Source organism: Paeniglutamicibacter sp. Y32M11, from assembly GCF_019285735.1.
Lineage (GTDB): Bacteria > Actinomycetota > Actinomycetes > Actinomycetales > Micrococcaceae > Paeniglutamicibacter.
Window position 1 is genome coordinate 3488553 of sequence record NZ_CP079107.1, and the last position, 18129, is coordinate 3506681.

The 18129-nt window shown below is 64.1% G+C and carries 16 protein-coding genes; 7 read left to right on the plus strand and 9 right to left on the minus strand.

Going from position 1 to position 18129, the window contains the following annotated elements; all coding sequences use genetic code 11:
* Positions 1 to 98: 98 nt before the first annotated feature.
* Positions 99 to 1526: an NtaA/DmoA family FMN-dependent monooxygenase gene (locus tag KUF55_RS15485; protein ID WP_255557097.1), complete on the plus strand. Its 1428-nt coding sequence runs from the start codon at positions 99 to 101 to the stop codon at positions 1524 to 1526.
* A gap of 164 nt (positions 1527 to 1690) precedes the next feature.
* Here KUF55_RS15485 and KUF55_RS15490 read toward each other — a convergent pair whose 3' ends face one another.
* Both KUF55_RS15490 and KUF55_RS15495 read right to left on the minus strand, forming a co-directional pair.
* Entirely contained in the window at positions 1691 to 2866 is a 1176-nt protein-coding gene (locus KUF55_RS15490) for an NADP-dependent malic enzyme (RefSeq protein WP_168150550.1), read from the minus strand.
* 347 nt (positions 2867 to 3213) lie between these two features.
* Positions 3214 to 3999 (minus strand): ABC transporter ATP-binding protein, encoded by a 786-nt coding sequence (locus KUF55_RS15495; protein ID WP_168150551.1) that lies wholly within the window; start codon positions 3997 to 3999, stop codon positions 3214 to 3216.
* Between the two features lie 200 nt (positions 4000 to 4199).
* Between KUF55_RS15495 and KUF55_RS15500 the strand changes: the two genes are divergently transcribed.
* Entirely contained in the window at positions 4200 to 5882 is a 1683-nt protein-coding gene (locus tag KUF55_RS15500) for an ABC transporter ATP-binding protein (protein WP_218817182.1), read from the plus strand.
* Positions 5879 to 7636: an ABC transporter ATP-binding protein gene (locus KUF55_RS15505; protein ID WP_218817183.1), complete on the plus strand. Its 1758-nt coding sequence runs from the start codon at positions 5879 to 5881 to the stop codon at positions 7634 to 7636. Before KUF55_RS15500 ends, KUF55_RS15505 begins: the two co-directional genes overlap by 4 nt.
* A 711-nt stretch (positions 7637 to 8347) precedes the next feature.
* Here KUF55_RS15505 and KUF55_RS15510 read toward each other — a convergent pair.
* The 5 genes from KUF55_RS15510 to KUF55_RS15530 all read right to left on the minus strand — a co-directional run bounded on the left by KUF55_RS15510 (position 8348) and on the right by KUF55_RS15530 (position 13438).
* Positions 8348 to 9487, minus strand: a complete 1140-nt coding sequence (locus KUF55_RS15510; RefSeq protein ID WP_218817184.1) for an iron chelate uptake ABC transporter family permease subunit — start codon at positions 9485 to 9487, stop codon at positions 8348 to 8350.
* Positions 9488 to 9504: 17 nt separating this feature from the next.
* The gene (locus tag KUF55_RS15515) at positions 9505 to 10581 is read right to left on the minus strand and encodes an iron chelate uptake ABC transporter family permease subunit (RefSeq protein ID WP_255557100.1); all 1077 of its coding nucleotides are present in this window, start codon (positions 10579 to 10581) and stop codon (positions 9505 to 9507) included.
* Positions 10556 to 11467: a siderophore-interacting protein gene (locus KUF55_RS15520; protein ID WP_168150556.1), complete on the minus strand. Its 912-nt coding sequence runs from the start codon at positions 11465 to 11467 to the stop codon at positions 10556 to 10558. The genes KUF55_RS15515 and KUF55_RS15520 overlap by 26 nt, the downstream gene beginning before the upstream one ends.
* The gene (locus tag KUF55_RS15525) at positions 11464 to 12432 is read right to left on the minus strand and encodes an ABC transporter substrate-binding protein (RefSeq protein ID WP_245325608.1); all 969 of its coding nucleotides are present in this window, start codon (positions 12430 to 12432) and stop codon (positions 11464 to 11466) included. The genes KUF55_RS15520 and KUF55_RS15525 overlap by 4 nt, the downstream gene beginning before the upstream one ends.
* A 181-nt stretch (positions 12433 to 12613) precedes the next feature.
* On the minus strand, positions 12614 to 13438 hold the full coding sequence (locus KUF55_RS15530; RefSeq protein ID WP_168150557.1) for an AraC family transcriptional regulator: 825 nt from the start codon (positions 13436 to 13438) through the stop codon (positions 12614 to 12616).
* A 120-nt stretch (positions 13439 to 13558) separates the two neighbouring features.
* Between KUF55_RS15530 and KUF55_RS15535 the strand changes: the two genes are divergently transcribed.
* Positions 13559 to 13960 (plus strand): helix-turn-helix domain-containing protein, encoded by a 402-nt coding sequence (locus KUF55_RS15535; protein ID WP_218817186.1) that lies wholly within the window; start codon positions 13559 to 13561, stop codon positions 13958 to 13960.
* A gap of 46 nt (positions 13961 to 14006) precedes the next feature.
* Here the strand turns inward: KUF55_RS15535 and KUF55_RS15540 are convergent, their stop codons facing one another.
* Positions 14007 to 14555 carry a hypothetical protein gene (locus tag KUF55_RS15540; protein WP_218817187.1) on the minus strand — a complete coding sequence of 183 codons (549 nt, stop codon included), beginning with the start codon at positions 14553 to 14555 and terminating at the stop codon, positions 14007 to 14009.
* A gap of 7 nt (positions 14556 to 14562) precedes the next feature.
* Between KUF55_RS15540 and KUF55_RS15545 the strand changes: the two genes are divergently transcribed.
* The 3 genes from KUF55_RS15545 to KUF55_RS15555 are packed head-to-tail and all read left to right on the plus strand — an operon-like array spanning position 14563 to position 16614.
* Complete coding sequence (locus KUF55_RS15545; RefSeq protein WP_255557101.1) at positions 14563 to 14943, plus strand: GerMN domain-containing protein; 381 nt, start codon at positions 14563 to 14565, stop codon at positions 14941 to 14943.
* Between the two features lie 44 nt (positions 14944 to 14987).
* Entirely contained in the window at positions 14988 to 16265 is a 1278-nt protein-coding gene (locus KUF55_RS15550) for a PLP-dependent aminotransferase family protein (protein ID WP_218817188.1), read from the plus strand.
* 52 nt (positions 16266 to 16317) lie between these two features.
* Positions 16318 to 16614: a DUF503 domain-containing protein gene (locus KUF55_RS15555; protein ID WP_218817189.1), complete on the plus strand. Its 297-nt coding sequence runs from the start codon at positions 16318 to 16320 to the stop codon at positions 16612 to 16614.
* A gap of 21 nt (positions 16615 to 16635) precedes the next feature.
* Here the strand turns inward: KUF55_RS15555 and KUF55_RS15560 are convergent, their stop codons facing one another.
* Positions 16636 to 18099, minus strand: a complete 1464-nt coding sequence (locus tag KUF55_RS15560; RefSeq protein WP_218817190.1) for an L-lactate permease — start codon at positions 18097 to 18099, stop codon at positions 16636 to 16638.
* Positions 18100 to 18129: the final 30 nt, after the last annotated feature.

Here is an 18129-nt window from a genome sequence, read left to right on the forward strand (position 1 = left end):
CCTGCCAGCATCGATGCAGACCAGCATTGCCGGGGACACAACGGAAACGCCAAAACCACGACGTTCAAGATTTTTCGTGGAACAAAAGGAGTAACACCGTGGGCAAGCCACTTCACTTCAACGCATTTGTCATGAATACGACCAGCCACATCCACCACGGCCAATGGCGTCGCCCGGATGCCGGCCAGACGGAGTTCAACGACGTTAATACCTGGATCGATTTGGCGCATACCCTCGAAGCGGCAAAGTTCGACGCCATGTTCTTCGCCGATGTCTCGGGACTTTATGGGGACTCGGACGCAGACTTCGACGTCTACGCGAACGAGGGCCTACAGATCCCGTCCAACGATCCCACCGTGCTCCTAGGTGCCCTCGCGGTCAGCACCAAACACATCGGCCTGGCCACCACCTCAAACGTGGTGCAGAACCACCCGTATAACTTTGCCCGGCAAATTTCCACGCTTGACCATATTTCCAACGGGCGAATCGCCTGGAACATCGTGACCGGCATCAACGACAATGCCTCACGCAACTATGGCCTGCCGCAGCTGACCGACCACGCCGAACGATATGCCTGGGCCGACGAATACGTTGATGTTGCCTACAAGCTCTGGGAAGGTTCCTGGGATGCCGAGGCACTGAAGCAGGACAAGGAGAACGGGGTCTACTCCGATGCTGCCAAGATCCATAAGATCTACCACGAGGGTCCGCGTTACCGGGTCGAGGGGCCGCATCTGCCCTCGCCCTCACCCCAGCGCACTCCGTTATTGTTCCAGGCCGGGTCCTCGGCTTCGGGCCGTGCCTTCGCCGCGCGTAATGCCGAGGCGACCTTCATCATTGCCCCGTCGCCGGCGATCGCCGCCGAGCTGATTTCAGATACCCGCCGGCTGGCCGGGGAATTTGGCCGTCATCCGGAGGACATCAAGTTCTTCCAGGGCTTGTCCTTCATCATTGGCGACACCGAAGAAGAGGCCAAGGAGAAGGAGGCGTACTACGACCAGTTTGTGAGCGTCGACGGTTACTTGGCCCATTCGGCCATCGTGGACAAGACCGGACGCGTCTACCCGCCCGAAACTCGGATTGCCGATCTGGACACCAACACCGGCAAGGGCTTCTCCGAATGGGTATCCAAGCACATCACCGATCGTGAGCCGGTTGTCGCGGACATCGCTTGGCTTCAGGCCCGCAACACCCGCGTGGTGGGAACACCGGAGCAGATCGCGGACGAGATCGAGAAATGGCAGGCTGCGGGCGTGGATGGCATCAATGTCATCAACTGGGTGATTCCGGGTTCCTTTGAGGAGTTCGCCGACAAGGTTCTTCCCGTGTTGCGTGAACGGGGTCTGGCCCAAAGCGAATACGCAAAAGGAACCCTGCGCGAGAAGTTGTTTGGTGACGGTCCGCTGCTCAACGATCGCCACCCCGCGGCCGGTTACCGCGGCGCGTTCACCTCGGGTCCAACCAGCTGGGAAGAGGCCGAGACCACGCGCGGCCTCGAGGTGCAGCGCGCCGGGGTGGAGTCTTGAGCGAGCTTAACCGTTGATACGCTGCCATCGTTGGCGCTGAAGACTAAAAGCAGCGGAGTCCCGGTGCTACCGGGGCTTTGAGACGCATACGGCTGAGGCCCGATGACCTTTAGCAGGTGATCGGGCCTCAGCCGTATGTAGTATTGCTCCGCGTTAAGCCGAGGCTACTTCTCTTGTACTGCGTGTCCTACGGCGGCAGCGACGGCCGGCATGACGCGGGGGTCAAGCGGCGACGGCACGATGTGATCAGCGGCGAGGTCATCGCCCACCAGCTCGGCAATGGCGTGAGCCGCCGCCAGCTTCATGGCACCGGTGATGCGGCGTGCGCCGGCATCAAGTGCACCGCGGAAAATGCCCGGGAAGGCCAAGACGTTGTTGATCTGATTCGGGAAGTCCGAGCGTCCGGTGGCCACCACGGCGGCGTACTTGCGGGCAACATCCGGCATGACTTCCGGGTCAGGATTGGACAGCGCGAAGATGATGGCGTTCTCGTTCATCCTCGACAAGTCCTCTTCCACGAATTTGGAGGAAGAGACACCCACGACAACGTCGGCGCCGTCGAGGGCTTCGCGGATGCCGCCGATCAGTCCGTCTTTGTTGGTCACCGCGGCGTATTTGGCCTTCACTGCGTTCAGGTCGTCGCGGTCGCGGTGGATGATTCCCTTGGAGTCGACCAGCACCACATCGCCTAGTCCGACGTTGATGAGGATCTCGGCGATGGCGATACCGGCAGCACCGGCACCGGAAATCACCGCGCGCATTGCGCCCAGTTCCTTGCCGGCCACCTTGGCGGCGTTGATCAATGATGCAAGAACCACCACGGCTGTACCGTGCTGGTCATCGTGCATGACCGGGCAGTCAAGAGCCTCAATGAGGCGTTCTTCGAGTTCGAAGCAACGCGGGGCAGAGATGTCTTCGAGGTTCACGGCACCAAAGCTAGGGCGCAGGCGGACCAGGGTCTCGATGATCTCATCAACGTTGGTGGTGTTCAGGACCAACGGGATGGAATCCAGGCCGCCGAATTCCTTGAAGAGTGCGCTCTTGCCTTCCATGACCGGCAGCGAGGCGGCGGCACCGATATTGCCCAGTCCCAGCACGGCGGTGCCGTCGGAAACGACCACCACCAGGCGTGAGGCCCAGGTGTGGGTGGCATGCATCTTCGGGTCGGCGGCGATCGCGCGTGACACCTGGGCGACACCCGGGGTGTAGGCAATGGAGAGGTCCCGCTTGGTGGCCAGCGGCATCTTGGACTGGACGGTGAGCTTGCCGCCAATGTGGGCGTCGAAGATGTCTGCGTCGGTGATGGATGCGGCAGCGTTAAGAGAGGTATCGATGGACATAATGGTCTCCTTGAAAGTTCTGAAGTGTTTCGAGGCGAGGGGCGATTCCGTGATCGCAGACGACGAAGATTCCGGCATTTCCACTTCTATGTGGTGATTGCCTGGTTTCTTGCCTCGCTGTGCGTCTGCCGGCCGGGGGTGATGGCTGCGGCAACGTCGCACTGGTCAGTACTTTCTTTAGACCGTAGTCCGTACTCTACTGCATTTCGCCGCACGCGTGCCACCATTTGGCGCAACCGACTGCAAAACTCCCAGCCACCGGGTGGACTCCAGAACCGGTCCTCCGCGCTGTCGAGGACAGAGCCAATCGTAGGATCACGGGCCCGCGGGAGCTGCGCTGTTTCGGGCTATTTCCGCGCGGAACCCCATGGAATCACCAAGGGAGTACCTGTCAAAGGATCCTGGATGATCATGCACGGCAGACCAAACACCTCCTGAACCAGTTCAGCTGTCACGATCTCCGATGGGTCCCCTGCAGCAACCACCTTCCCCTCTTTCATGGCTATCAGGTGCGTTGCATAGCGGCACGCATGGTTCAGGTCATGCAGCACTGCCACCAAGGTCTGATTGTTCTCGCGGTTGAGTCGGCCAAAAAGCTCTAGCAATTCGATTTGGTGCGCAATGTCCAGATAGGTTGTCGGCTCGTCCAGGAGCAGCGTCGGGGTTTGTTGGGCCAGGGCCATGGCTACCCAGACTCGTTGGCGCTGCCCGCCGGACAGCTCGTCGACCTGTCGCCCGGAAAGGTTTGCGACGTTCGTGGCGGCCATGGCCGCCACGACTGCCGCCTCGTCCGATGTCGACCATTGGCGGATCAGTGATTGATGCGGATAGCGGCCGCGGGCCACCAAGTCCGCCACGGAAATTCCGTCCGGAGCAGTCGAGGTCTGTGGCAGCAGCCCGAGCTTCCGCGCCACTTCCTTGGCCTTGTAGGAATGAATGGTGCGCCCGTCGAGCACTACCGACCCGGTCCGGGGCTTAAGCAAGCGGGAGAAGGCGCGCAACAGCGTCGATTTTCCACAGGCGTTGGGGCCGACGATGACGGTAAAGGCGCCCTCGGGAATCTTGACGCTCAGGTTCTCTGAGATCACGCGTTCGTCGTATGCCAAGGTGAGGGTCTCTGCTGCAAGTGCCATGGAGCGTTACTTTCGCTGTTGGTCGGCTCCCCCTGCGGGGAGCAATTGCTCGGGACCGGGGAAATCACACTGTTCCCGGCGTTGGGTACAACACAAGCAAAGCAGGAGAAATCGCCGAAACATGCAGTTTTTCGCCGATCTGTCCGTCTGGCGATACAGCATGTCCAGCCCGACCCACGGGCATTGCATAGGCTCTTGAGGTGGCCCCCAATATAAACAAGAACCAGCGCACCGTTGACCGGGATTTGACCCCGGATTTCTCCGCCATCGCGGCGGGCAAACATGCCCTGCGCCATGGCGCATTCGCCGACGGACGCGGCCTGCAACTGGGCGCCTCGACCGCCCTACTGATGATCCACCAGGTCTGCGAGGCGCTGGTGCCGGTGCTGATCGGGGTGGGCATCGACAAGGCCATCGGCCCCTCGGACTTAAGCGCCCTGCTATGGATACTCGGCGCGCTAGCGGGCCTTTTTTTGATGCTGACCTACAGCTGGCGGCACGGCTACCGGCTGACCAATCGGGTCTACGGATTCGGCGACCACTCCCTGCGCCAAATGGTCATCGCCAAGGTGCTCCATCCGCGGGCCACCGGCAAGCAATTCGGTGCCGGACGAACGCTGAACATCGCCACCTCCGACACGGCAATCACCGCCGGATTGAGCTGGACCATCTCTCAGATGAGCGCGAGCCTCGCGGCACTCATCACCGCCGCGGCAGCGCTGCTGCTGATTTCTTGGCAGCTGGGCCTGTTGGTGCTGGTTGCCACAGTGGTGTTCCTGGTGCTCATGCACTTCATCACCGCCCCACTGGAGCGGCGCACGCACCTGCAGCAGGAACGCGCCGCCGAGGCAACGGGCCTGGCCACCGACCTGGTCTCCGGGTTGCGCGTACTCCAGGGCCTGGGCGCCACCCGCACGGCCACCGAACGCTACCGCGACACCAGCAGGGCCTCGCTGCAGGCGGCACTTGGCACCGCAAAATCCGAGGCCCTCTTTTCCACCGTCACCCTTGGCCTCAGTGCCATGTTCCTGGCCGCCATCACCTGGGCTGCCGCGTCCATGACACTGGCCGGCGAGATCAGCATCGGCCAGCTGGTCACCGTGGTGGGCCTGGCTCAATTCATCCAGGAGCCGCTGAGCTCCCTGGCGTACTACCCGGCAGCCCTGGCTCAAAAGCGCGCGGCGGCCAAGCGCATTGCCACGCTGTTGAACACCGAGGTTGGTTCCGGTGCGCATGTGGTGGTGCGCGCCGACCCGACACCCACCGACCAGGTGGCCTTCAGCGAGCTGCTGGTCCGCGGCGAGGGGCAGCGCCCCGATATCCGGCTGCTGCCAGGAAGCATGACGGGCCTGCGCACCGATGCACGAAGCGCACGTGAGTTGGGCATGCTGCTGGCCGGGCGCACCGGTGACGCCGGTGCGCGGCTGCTGATCAACGGCGCCCCCGCCGACTCGCTGGCGACGCTGCGCTCCACGGTGTTCGTGGCCGACCACGACGCGGCGATTTTCACGGGATCGTTCCGTGAGAACCTGCACGCGCCCCGGCTACTGGAGTCCGTGCTGAAAGCCACCGGCCTGGCCGAGCTCTGCGCCAGGCTCCCGCTGGGCCTGGATGCACGGGTTGGCGAGCAGGGCAGTGCACTTTCCGGCGGCCAGCGCCAGCGGCTGCTGCTAGCCAGGGCCCTGCACCAGAGACAGCCGGTCATTGTGCTCACCGATCCGACCACGGCCCTGGACTCGGTCAGCGAGGCTCGCATCGCCGTGGCACTTGGCTCCCTGCGGGATGCGACCCTGCTGGTCATCTCGGATTCCCCGATGCTACTGGGGGCCTGCGACACCGTCATCGACACCACCTCACTGCACACGGCCGGAGTAAACCCATGAGCGAATCAACCACCGGGGTTCCCGCGGCCGACCGGCTGCCGATCGCCGACCGCCGGTCCACCTGGCACCACGTGATCCGAATCTTCGGGGCCCGTCGCTGGCTGGTGGCGCTGACGGCGTTCACGCTACTCTGCGTTGCGGTCACCGGACTGGCGATTCCCGCGCTGCTCGGCGTGATCGTTGACGTCGTCTCCGCTCAACGGGGGTCCCAGGCGCTGCTCAATTCCTTGGGGCTGCTGTTCCTTGCGGCGCTTGCCACAGGGATCCTGACAGGTATTTCCCAGGTGCTGCTGGCCAAGCTGGGCCAAAGCGGCCTGGCCCAGCTGCGCGAGGAAGTCTTCGAATCCGCCATGGAGCTGCCCCAGGAACGCCTGGAGCGTGCCGGCAGTGGGGACTTGATTTCGCGAGTCTCCCGTGACGTGGACGCCACCAACGAGGCCATCGGCGGAATCTTGCCGACCTTCATCTCCGCGCTGTTCACGATTGCGCTGACCCTGCTGGGGCTCGGGGTGCTCGACTGGCGCTTCGCGGCCGTCACCCTGTTGTGCATCCCGATCCATGTCCTGGCGCTGCGTTCCTTCCTGCGCCGCAGCGGCCCGATCTACCGGGCGATGCGCGTGGCGGAAGCTGAACGAGGCCAGCACCTGCTCGAGGCCACCGGCGGCGCAGACACCATCAGGGCGCTGGGCGTGGAACAGCACCACGTCTCGACGGTAGCCGCGTCCAGCCGCGGCGCCGTGGCCCTGATGCTCAAGGCCGTGGTGGTTTCCTCGCGGTTCTACGGGTGGCTGAATATGGCCGAGCTGCTGGGCATGGCCGCGATCCTGTCCACCGGGTTCTTCTTAGTCCGCGCCGATGCCGTCACCATTGGTGCGGCGACCGCGGCCGCCCTGTTTTTCCACCGGCTGTTCGGGCCGATCGGCGCCCTGCTGGCCAACGTCGACGAGCTGCAAAAGGCCGGGGCCGGGCTTGCACGCCTGGTCGGCCTGATCGATTCGGACCGCGAGCGCGAAGACCCCGCCGCCGTCACTCACCCAGGCAGCGCCCCGGGTGTGGTGGTCAGCGGACTGTCCGCCGGCTACCAGGATGCACCGGCAGTGATCACCGACTTCGAGCTGAGCATTGCCCCGGGCGAGCTGGTGGCCCTGGTCGGATCCAGCGGTGCCGGCAAGACCACGCTGGCCCGCGTGCTGGCCGGAAGCTTGGAACCCGGAGCGGGTACTGTGCTGCTTGATGCGTCCGCGGCCCCGCGGCTGGGCCACAGCACCCTGCTGGTCAGCCAGGAGGTGCACGTCTTCAGCGGCACCATCGCCGAAAACCTGCTGTTGGCCGCACCCACAAGCACCTCGGAAGAACTGATCCAGGCCGTACTCGAGGCCGAAGCCCACTGGGTCATGGCCTTGCCCGAGGGGCTCGAGACCATGGTGGGTCACGGTGCGTTGCAGCTGACCGGCGAGCAATCACAGCATCTAGCACTGGTGCGGGCGCTGCTGAACCGAGCCGGCCTAGTGGTGCTCGACGAGGCCACAGCGGAGGGTGGATCGGCAAGCGCCGCGCTGATGGAACGCGTTGCCATGCGCATCACCCGCGGCCGCACCGCGGTGGTGGTGGCGCACCGACTCTCCCAGGCGGCCCAGGCCGACCGCATTCTGGTCATGGAGGACGGGCGGATCGTCGAGCAGGGCAGCCACAACGTGCTGCTGACCGCCGGCGGAACCTACGCGACCTTATGGGCGGCCTGGAGTGCCCGGTGAGGCGATCCCGTCTCGCGGGATTCCGGGTGGGCTGCGCCGGGTGGGCGGCCGTGCGCCGGTAGACGGCCAATGGAGAACCTTGTGAAGTCAGGGGTTCTTCTTTCAGGGATGCAGTGTTCTTGCCTCCCGTCCAGTCCACACCCACGAATTTCGGCGCACCACTGCTGAATTGCCTGAAAATGCTTGAAATCCGCCACGATGACCTGCGCCCCGAACAGATACACCTGCACACCCACTTCCACCTCGTTTACCCTGCCACCGGCGTGCTGTCCCTTGTCACGCAGCAGGGTTCGTGGATCGCCCCTTCGAACCGAGTGGTATGGATCCCCGCGGGCTTCCAGCACCAACACCGAGCCCACGGCCCGACAGATATGCGCTCATGTCCTTGGACCCCATGTTGGCCGGAAGACTCCCGGCGCACCCCCGGTTCTTGCCGTCAGCGCGCTGGTCAGGGGCCCAACATTGGCGCTCGCCGGATGCTCGCCAACGCCTCCGAGAGGTGTTCATCGAAGACTAGGTCTCTGCGTCGGAACAGCCGCTGCACTGGCCCGAGCCCTCCGATGACCGATGCTGGCCGACGGGGTTTCGATGATCGACACGGCGGTCTCCTGTGGCTGGTCGAACCCCAGCGCGTGCATAGAGATCTTCTCCATGTTGGCGGCCCAGCACGCTTCTTGCAGCCTCGTGCACCCGGGGCTGCAGCGGTTCTCGCTAGCTGCGCTTGGCCTCGCGGAAGAGCAAGAACATCAGGTAGATCCCGCCGAGGCTCACGGTGACCACGCCGACCGGCAGCTGGATCGGGGCCAGGGCGTGCTGGGCCAGCAGATCACTGGCCAGCAGCAACAGGGCGCCAAAGACGGCTGCTGAGACCATGGACACCCGCCCACTGGCGGTCATGCGCCGGGCGATCTGCGGGGCCGCCAGCGCAACGAAGGAGATGGGTCCGGCGGCGGCGGTGCAGATCGCGGTCAGGCACACGCCGATCACCAGCAGCCACAGCTTGGCGCCCTCGGTACTAATGCCCTGCGCCGCGGCGGCGTCATCCCCCATTTCCAGACCCTGCAGCGGCCTAGACAACAGCATCAGCGCCGGCACCAGGGCCACGGCAATGAGCAGCAGCGGAACCGCGCGCTCCCAGCCGGCGGTATTCAGCGAGCCGGACCCCCAGATCGCCGCCATGAGGGCCAGTTGCAGGTCCGCCTTGATGATCATCCAGGTGTTGATGGAGCCGAGCATCGCGCTGATGCCAATGCCGACGATGATCAGCCTAAAGCCGTGGATGCCGCGCTTGAATGCCAGCAGGTAGACCACCGCCGCGGTGGCCAGGCCACCGGCAAACGCGCCGATGGTGGTGGAAAGAAATCCGCCGCCCAGCAGCAGCATGGAGATCAGCGCACCGGTATAGGCTCCGGCATTAAAGCCGATGATGTCGGGGCTGCCCAGCGGGTTGCGGGTCAGCGACTGGAAGATCGCGCCGCTGATGCCCAGCGCCCCGCCGATCACGATCGCCATGAGCACCCGCGGCAGGCGCCAGGAGATGACCACCAGTTCGGTCTTCGCCGTGCCCTGTCCCAAAAGCGCCTGAAGGACCTCGGCTGGGGTGAGGGTGAAGCTGCCCATGGCCATCCCGGCCACGGCCAGGGCACCAATAAGCGCCACTGCGACCGCGCCAGTCAGTGCGGGGCGAGCGCGCAGCAGCAGGGAGGGGCCGCTGTCCCCGGCCCGCAGCCGCCAGACGCGTTCCCCGAAATTGATGGGGGAAGGGCCCGCGGGGGCCAGAACCCCCGAGGGGCTCTGCGGTGCTGCGGGTTCTTCGTGTGCTGCGGGCTTCGCCGCCAGAAAGGTGGGCATGAGCGTGTCTTCTCTTTTCACAGGGTGCTTGCGGACTTCCGCCGCACCAGCCAGATGAGCACCGGGGCACCGACGAATGCGGTGACAATGCCGACCTGCAGCTCGTCCGGGCGGATAATGAGCCGGCCAACGATGTCGGAGCCAACCAGCAGGGACGGGGCCAGCAGGATCGTGTAGAGCAAGATCCAGCGTTGGTCCGGACCGCTGATCCACCGGGCGATGTGTGGGACCATCAAGCCGATGAATCCGATGGGCCCGGCGGCGGCCGTCGCCGCCCCGCACAAGAGCGTGACGGCGATGACGACCAACACGCGGGTGCGGCCCAGGTGTGCGCCCATGGCCGCGGCCTGATCATCTCCCAGCGCCGTGGCATTCAGCGACCGGGATATCAGTAGCGCGATCAGTACGCCGATCAGCACGGTGCCGCTGAGCCAGCCCAATGCGCCGGACGGGGTTGCGGCCAGCGATCCGGCACCCCAGAAGCGCATGGCATTAAACGTGGATTCATCAAGCAGGACAAATCCCTGAGTGATCCCGGAGAGCACCGCCCCGAAGGCGATGCCGGCCAGCGTGAGCTTGATCGGGGTTCCCCCGGAGCGGCCGCGGGAACCCAGGAAATAGACGACCGTGACTGCCAGCAGGGCGCCGGCGAAGGAGTAGAAGACGAACTGGCCCATTTCCCGGGCACCGAAGAACGCCACTCCCATGACCACGGCGAAAGCGGCACCGGAATTGACGCCCAGAATGCCCGGGTCGGCCAGCGGGTTGCGGGTCAGCGCCTGGATAAGCGCACCGGAGATGCCCAGCGCAATGCCCACCAGCAGCCCGGCCAGGGTGCGCGGGGCCCGGAAGTCGATGATGGCAGCGTGGTCGGGACCGGTCCCCGCCCCGGTCAGCGCCTCGATGATGATCATCGGATTGACCTCGCGTGCACCCAGCAGCAGGCTCGCAGTCATGATGAGCACCAGCAATACTAGGGCGGCCACCGCACCGGCGATGCGGCGCGAGTTCACGCGCATCAGCCCCGGTGCGGCCTCCGGTACCCCTTCCCCGGACGGCAGAGCGGCCTTAGAGACCGTGGGCGTCGAAGGCATCTGCGACTTCATCCTGGATGAGCTCCGGGTCCAGGTCGGTGGACCACAGTTCATCGAGCCACTTCTTGAAGTCCTCCCCTAGAGCCTCGTAGCGTTCGTTCCATTCCTCGGCCTTGTCGGTCCAGTACCCGACCACCTTGAAGTGGGTCACGGGCAGTGAGCGTTCCTTGCGCAGGTACTTGCGTGCTTCGCGGGTCACCCGGGCCTCGCCGGCGACCCAGACGTAGCCTGGACCCTCCGGCAAGTCGAGCTCGCGCAACACCTGGGCGAGGCGGCTGGGCGAATCCCCATTGCCTCCGTGGAGCCAGCGCAGCTGGGTGTCCTCGCCCAGTTCCAGCGCCTGTTCGTGGGCTGGGCCCGAGACCTCCAGAATGGCGGTGGTGTGGATGCCGGCCGGGGTGTTCTCCAACAGGCGGGCTGCCGCGGGCAGTCCCGTGGCGTCGGCCAGCAGGACCTGCCAGGTGGCATCGGCAGGCAGCTCATAGAGTCCAGTGGGGGTATTGAAACCGACCTGAGACCCGGGCCGGACCGAAAGCGCCCAGTCAGCGGCGATACCGCCGGGGTGCACCACGAAGTCGACACTAATTTCGCCAGCTTCCGGGTCGACGGCGCGGATCGTGTAGGTGCGCATGGGGCCAGCGACCTGCTCGGGTGCGTATTCCCAGTAGTCGCCCTCCGGGTGCGGGTATACCGGAACGTCTTGGCCGCGCTCGGGCAAAAAGAGGCGGATGTATTCGTCGCCGATGCCCGTGGAGATGAACGCGGCCAGGTCCTCACCGCCCAGCACGATGCGCATCATGCCCTCGGTCAGGCGTTCGGTGCGGATCACCACTGCTCGGTAGATGCGGTTGGGCAATTTTCCGGTCTTCACGGTTGCCGCGCTCATGGGAGCAGTGCCTTTTCGACCTCGTTGAGCAGAGCCATGTGGCCGCTGGGCGAGCCGTAGACCATTTCCATGTTGAAGCTGTGGATCTGGTCGTCCTTCACAAACTGCAGGCCTTTCCAGACGGTGCTGGCGTTGAGCTGGTCCGAGGTCTGCAGCAGCGAGCGGTCCTCGCCGACCCCGACGCTGGTGAACACCTCGTCGATGTCCTTGAGCTTGTCGAGCTGTTCGAGGCTCAGCTGGGTGCCGTCGCCGCCGTTGTCGCGGGCCAACGGGGTGATCTTCAGGCCGAGGTCGTCAAAGACTAGGCAGGCGATGCCGTAGCAGTCCACTCCGATCTTGCCGTCGTAGAAGGACATGTTGGCGACCACGGGTTCGATCCCCGCTTCCTTGATCCTTGCCTTGATCTCATCGACGCGAGCCTGGTACTTGTCCATCCAGGCCTGGTACTGCTCGGTTCGGTGCAGTGTCTCGGCGGTCTTCTTGAAGTGCACACGCCAGTCTTCGCCGTCAAAGCCGTTGTAGTTGTAGGTTGGCGCGATCGGGTTCAGCTTCTTGGGGATCTCGGTGTCATAGGCTAGCCCGCTGAGAATGAAGTCGGGGTTAGCTTCGAGAACTTTCTCGTAGTTGAATTCCGGGTAGTTCGCGAACGGTGTCACATTGGCCAAGGCTTCCTGGGGGAAGAAATCGGGGAAGGTGGTAAAGCCCGAATCCCCGCGGATCGGCTGCTGGTCGGCCAGCGTGATGCCGAGGGTGATCAGGATGTCCGTGTCGGTCGTGTAGAAGCCCAGAGCCCGCTCGGGTGTTGCCGGAATTTCGGCCGTTCCGTACTCATTGCTGATGCTGATAACTTGGGCCTCGGCCGGTGGTTCTGCCGTGGCGCTGGCCCCGGAGGCACACGAGGAGAGCAGGAGTGAGGCCCCGAGGGCAGCAACAACGCTGAGGTGCTTGGGCGACATGGTTTTCATGGGAATCCGATTCTGCGAGTGGAGTGGAAGTACATCATTCGGCAACCCCGACCTATCAATGATCCTGACGGGAAGTTAGGGTTACCTATCTTGCATTTCCAGACTAATTTGCCTCCATGCCGCAAATCGGACAGTCAATGGCGCGCACGCGACAGACTCGGGCGGAGCGGGCCGCGCCGCGCTAAGCTTCGAGCAGTTCCCCCTGGACGGCACCGGGTGTCTGGCCCATTTCCTTGCGGAATGCCGCCACAAAAGCGCTTACCGAAAGATAGCCAACTCTCCGGGCGACCCGCCCGACGGGCAGTCCTTCAAGTAGCAAGCCCAAGGCGATGCGCAGCCTGGCTTGCAGGCGCCACTGCGCAAACGTCATGTCTGTTTCCCGGATGAAGAGGCGCGACAAATTGCGCGGACTCGCTCCCACGCGGAAGCCCCAGAGTTCAAGCGTGCAGTCCTCGGCCGGGTCGTCGAGGATGCCCCGGGCAACGGTGCGCAATCGATCATCCTGCGGCAGCACGATACCCATGACACGGAGATCTCTCGGGCGGAGCATGCGGAACGCAACACTTTCACTGTCACGCCGAAGCGATAGATCGGCATCGTTGCGCTCAAAATGCAGGAGCAATTCCTGCAGGACCGTTGGCATGGCAATGGCGCCGGGACCGTCACCCGGTGCGGCACCCAGCTGGGTATGGAAGAAGGTGCAGCGAAATTCGGCGCGGGGTCCGGCCAGAACCGCATGTTCCTCGCCCGCGGGCACCAGGAGTCCCAGGCCGGGCGGAACCATGAACACCCCTCGCGCGGTTTCCACCGTCAGCACACCGCGACTGCCCCACAACACCTCGTGAAAGTTTTGGTGCCAATGCGACTCCCATGCTTGGCCGGACGGCGTGGAGATGAGGCTGGTGTGCACCCGGTAAAAACTGGGGCAGGAGATATCTGAACACGTCGGCGCAGCGTCTTCCGGCGCCCGACGTTCGGCCATGATGGCCAGGGATGCTGATGCCATGAGAAACCTAATTCGGTAAGTGTAGTCTTTCGTTATTGATCCTAACATCAGAAGGTAACCCTAATTACTGGTGCGAGCAGAGTTGAAAGCAACTGCCCGCGCGAAGGTTACGATGTATTTATGGCGTCTCCCACCTCCTCCCTGAGTAAGGTCCGCACCTTCCCTGCACTGGAATCCAAGGCAGCTGAGCGGCTCGCCGCGGCCCTAGAAGATTCCGCGGACACCACGATTTTTGTCAACGGAACCACGCTGCAGCTTCCCGCGGTGGCTCACGCGGCGCTCATCGAGGTACTCTCGCGCATGGCACGGGGTGATGAGGTGAGCGTGAGCACCATGGAATCGTTATTGAATACCTCTCAGGCCGCCACGATGGCCGGAATCTCCCCCAGCTACCTGCGCAAACTCACCGATTCGGGCATCATTCCCGTGGAGTACCGGGGCACCCACCGCAGGATCCGACCGGCTTCCGTTCAGGCATGGCTTGACAGTCGCAGCGAGCAGCCGAGCGACGGTCCGGAGTAGATACAACCGCAACATACTCGTGCTGGATTTGGCACTCGAGACCTTCCTATCGTGGAAGTAGCTGCAGCGCATGTTGCACACGATCGTCGGTCGAGAGGGGTGCCGCGATGATCCGCTTGCGATGGACCCGGTTCGGTCCTTCCGGCATTGGCGCAGCCTGTCTCTTATTGACGCTGTCCGGGTGCGCGGCCGAACCCGCTGTCGAACCTATGACAACAACGAGCTCGAGGCCAAGCAGCACTCTTACACCGAGCCCCGAGTCAAGCAGCACCCCGAGCAAAACTGTGCCCTCACCGAAAACAACGACTGCCCCGGCAGCACCGAGGACTCCACCCCCTTCGAAGCCAACGCCCGTCACCGACACGCCCGTGGACGAGGCCCCGAGCAGCAGAACTTCACCGGCACCTGCGACAACAACTGCACCTTCGACGCCACTGACAACCGCCCCCTCACCAACACCTTCAACTCCGGATCCCGCGAAAACGCCCACGGCACCAAAGACCACCCAGGCCCCGGCCAGCAGCGTGTCATCGGCGCCCCCAATAACGCCTCCGCAGCCCGCCCCACCTTCAACAACAACGTCAACGCTGAGCACCTTCTACGTGGCCATCAACGATCAGGGCACCTCCGGGCCAATGATTGGTTGCGGCGATAGCATTGTGGCGACAACAACCGGTCTGGTGATTTACACCGATCGGGTCGAAGCGGCCATCAGCAGCCTCTTGGATACCAAGGACGCACACCTTGGGCAGTCCGGACTCGTTAATTCCTTGGCAGATTCCAATCTGAGCTATGTTTCATCTTCGGTATCTAGCGGCACCGTGACAGTCGAGCTGACCGGGGAGTTACGCTCGGGCGGCATTTGCGACAATCCGCGAATCATCGCTCAACTTGAATACACCGCGATGATGGCGGCCGATGTCCCTCAGGCGAAGATCCTCGTCAACGGCAAAGAAATTGCCTTCCGACTGAGCGGAAAGTGATTACTTGTTGACTCATAGGCAACAGGCGTTGCTAAAGTAGCGGTGTGACCCACCTTGCAGATTCAGCCACTGGTAACCAAACCGAAGCAGACCTCGATCGCGCCGCACCTCATGCGGCGCTCTTCTCCGAGAGGGCCTCGCACATCAAGCAATCCGCGGTGCGCGATGTCTTTGAACTTTCGCTGGACCCGTCCCTGGTCTCGCTGGCCGGAGGCAACCCGTACCTGCAGTCACTGCCCCTAGAAAAGCTCGGGGCCATGGCCTCCGATCTGATCCGCGAGGAAGGCATGACGGCTCTGCAATACGGCAGCGGCCAAGGCACCTCCACTCTGCGAGCGCAGATCTGCGAGGTGATGGCCGAAGAAGGGATCACCGAGGTCGACCCAGATAACATTGTGATCACCACCGGGTCACAAGCCGCACAGGACGTCGCCTGCAAGGTTTTCTGCGACCCCGGGGACACCGTGCTGTGTGAGGACCCCACCTATGTGGGCGCGCTAAACACCTTTGAGGCCTATCAGGTTAAAGCCGAGCCCATCCCCACCGACGAGCATGGATTAATCCCCTCGGCGCTGCGTCTTCGCATCGGCGAATTGCGGCAGGCCGGCGCGCGGATCAAGTTCCTCTACACGATCCCCAACTTCAACAACCCCTCGGGCATCACCCTGGCCGCCGAGCGCCGAGCGGAGATCGCCGAGATCTGCATCGTCGAGAACATCCTCATCTTGGAGGACAACCCGTACGGCATGCTGCGCTACGCCGGGGAAGCGATCAGGCCGCTGCGCGCCGATTACCCCGAGCACGTCATCTACATGGGATCGTTCTCCAAGATCCTGGCCCCCGGCCTGCGCATCGGCTGGGCGGTGGTGCCCGCACACTTCTTCCGCCGCTTCTACCTCGCCGCCGAGGCCGTCACGCTGTGCCCGGCAACGTTCAACCAGATGTTGATCAGTAAGTACCTTGACGAACATGACTGGCGCGGGCAGATCCAGACCTACCGGGAACTCTATGCCGCGCGTTGCGAGGCGATGCTCGAAGCCCTGGATGAGTACATGCCGGAGGCCGTGAGCTACACCCGGCCCGAGGGAGGCTTCTTCATCTGGGTCACGCTTCCGGAGGGAATCGACACCTACTCGCTGTTGTCCAAGGGCATCGAGGCCGGCGTGGTGTTCATTCCCGGGGCCGCCTTCAGCCCCCACGACGGGCCCAGCCACCGGCTGCGCCTGGCCTTCAGCGCGGTGCCCGAGGAAAAGATCCGCGAGGGTGTCAAGCGTCTGGCCCCGGTGCTGGCGGCGGCCATCGCCGAAAACGGCGTCCGCTAGAAAAATCCCGCCCTTCGGGGCCATCCGACGACGCGTGGCGCATGATGTATCCATGTGGTTTGGATGGATCGAGTTCGACCTGCTGCTGGGCGATGTGCATTCACTCAAGGCGAAGCGCACCGTGGTGCGCCCGATACTCGCCGAGATCAGGCATCGGTTCGAGGTCTCCGTCGCGGAGAGCGGAAACCAGGACCTTCACCGGCGCGCAGGGCTGGCGGCGGGACTCGTCGCGGCGGACGCCGCGCACGTGATCGAGGTACTGGACGGCATCGAGCGCCTCGTCGCGGCACGCCCGGAAGTCCAATTGCTCAGCGCCCGCCGCCGCCTTGGATCCTCCGAGGACGAGTAGGTGAGCGGCCCATGTCACCTGCTAGTGGATCACCCAGGTGATTAGTCCCAGCAGGGTGCAGACAACGGCCAGGAGGATGCCGAGCCGCGGGGCAATCCATGCGGTAACCTCCCCCTCGGTGGGCGACGCCGCGTCCGGGCCGGGGACCGCGGCGACGGGAATGACCGCCATTTCGTAGGCCAGCAGGATCCTCGAGGGCGCCAGCATGGTGGCCATCGACGCGGTGACGTTGGAGACCGCGACGAGCTGCAGCACCGATGAGCCCATGGAGGTGGCCGCCTGCGCCTGCGTTGCCGCCAGCATGGAGTTTGCCGCGGTGTTGGACCCGGAAATGAATCCAGCCAATCCGCTGACGACCGGCCCCAGGACCAGATAGCCGGCACCGATCCCTGCCAGCGCCGCCCCCAGTTCCCGGCCCATGCCGGTGGCCGCGAGCAGCGCGCCCAGAATGGTGAATCCACCGGTGGCGATTCCCACCGGAACCCAGCTGCGGTAGGCCAGGGAGGCGCGGGCGCGCAGGCCGGAGGTTCCGCCGCCCAGGGAGGTGGAACCGTATTGGGCGATAAGGCAGGCCACTATCAGCCAGATCCCGCCGCTGCTGAGTGTGCGCTTGAGCAGGGAGGCTTCCATCGGAGAGCTGAGCGCGCGAGCCGCCAGCAGACCCGCGGTCAGCACCGCGTAGGGCAGCAAGGCCACCGCGACCGCGCGGCCGGCCGGCACCAGCGACCGGCCCATCTTGAAGCTCAACAGGTGCACGGCCAACACCAGCAGCGAGCCGATGATGCCCGCCGGCGGGGTGCCCATGAGCAAGTTGGCGACCAGGATTCCCGCGTTGAGCAGCACCGCGGCGCCCACTAAGTGCGCCAGCAGCCGACCGGGTTTGGGCGATTCCCCGCGCATCACGAGCCACGCGGCGATTCCCGCACCGAGCACCACCGGCAGGGTCAGCAGCGCGGAGCGGACACCCACGTCGAAGAGGGAAAGTCCGGCCAAATCCGCTGCCACCAGCGTTCCCGGGCCCAGCGCTCCCCAGGGAACGGCCACGAGTCCGAGCAGACTCAGGATCGCCGAGTGCTTCACCGAATGCCCCAGTTGCATCAGCAGCGGGACGCCCACGGTGACACCGATTCCGAACCCCGTCACCGACTCGGCGAAGGGAACCAGCCCGAAGATCACCAGCACGGTTCCAGCTTGTCGGTTTGAGGCGCTTTGGCGCAGCCAGCCTGAGATACGGTCCATGGCTCCGGTTTCGGCGGTGATGCGCGAGAGCAGCACGCCGCCGAAGAGGATAAGCAGCACTTCAAGAATGGTGGGGCCGAACATGGCTCCAGCCCGCAGGAGCTCTCCAACAGGAGTGGGGAAGAAAAAGATGGCTACGAGGACACCGGTGAGCAAGGAATAGACGGCCATCGTGGTGGCCTTTGTTCGGGCCAGAAACAGGGTCATGGCCACCACGATCGGGGAGGCGGCAGCCAATGCCAGCATGTTGGCGGTTCCTTTGTTCGGGGCACCGCT

Bases quoted from the DNA above. Each gene is read 5' to 3' on its own strand.
- KUF55_RS15535 (WP_218817186.1), top strand. From the start codon at position 13,559: ATGGCGTCTCCCACCTCCTCCCTGAGTAAGGTCCGCACCTTCCCTGCA.
- KUF55_RS15560 (WP_218817190.1), bottom strand. From the start codon at position 18,099: ATGCTGGCATTGGCTGCCGCCTCCCCGATCGTGGTGGCCATGACCCTG.
- KUF55_RS15515 (WP_255557100.1), bottom strand. From the start codon at position 10,581: ATGCCTTCGACGCCCACGGTCTCTAAGGCCGCTCTGCCGTCCGGGGAA.
- KUF55_RS15505 (WP_218817183.1), top strand. From the start codon at position 5,879: ATGAGCGAATCAACCACCGGGGTTCCCGCGGCCGACCGGCTGCCGATC.
- KUF55_RS15555 (WP_218817189.1), top strand. From the start codon at position 16,318: ATGTGGTTTGGATGGATCGAGTTCGACCTGCTGCTGGGCGATGTGCAT.
- KUF55_RS15490 (WP_168150550.1), bottom strand. From the start codon at position 2,866: ATGTCCATCGATACCTCTCTTAACGCTGCCGCATCCATCACCGACGCA.
- KUF55_RS15520 (WP_168150556.1), bottom strand. From the start codon at position 11,467: ATGAGCGCGGCAACCGTGAAGACCGGAAAATTGCCCAACCGCATCTAC.
- KUF55_RS15510 (WP_218817184.1), bottom strand. From the start codon at position 9,487: ATGCCCACCTTTCTGGCGGCGAAGCCCGCAGCACACGAAGAACCCGCA.
- KUF55_RS15525 (WP_245325608.1), bottom strand. From the start codon at position 12,432: ATGAAAACCATGTCGCCCAAGCACCTCAGCGTTGTTGCTGCCCTCGGG.
- KUF55_RS15495 (WP_168150551.1), bottom strand. From the start codon at position 3,999: ATGGCACTTGCAGCAGAGACCCTCACCTTGGCATACGACGAACGCGTG.
- KUF55_RS15530 (WP_168150557.1), bottom strand. From the start codon at position 13,438: ATGGCATCAGCATCCCTGGCCATCATGGCCGAACGTCGGGCGCCGGAA.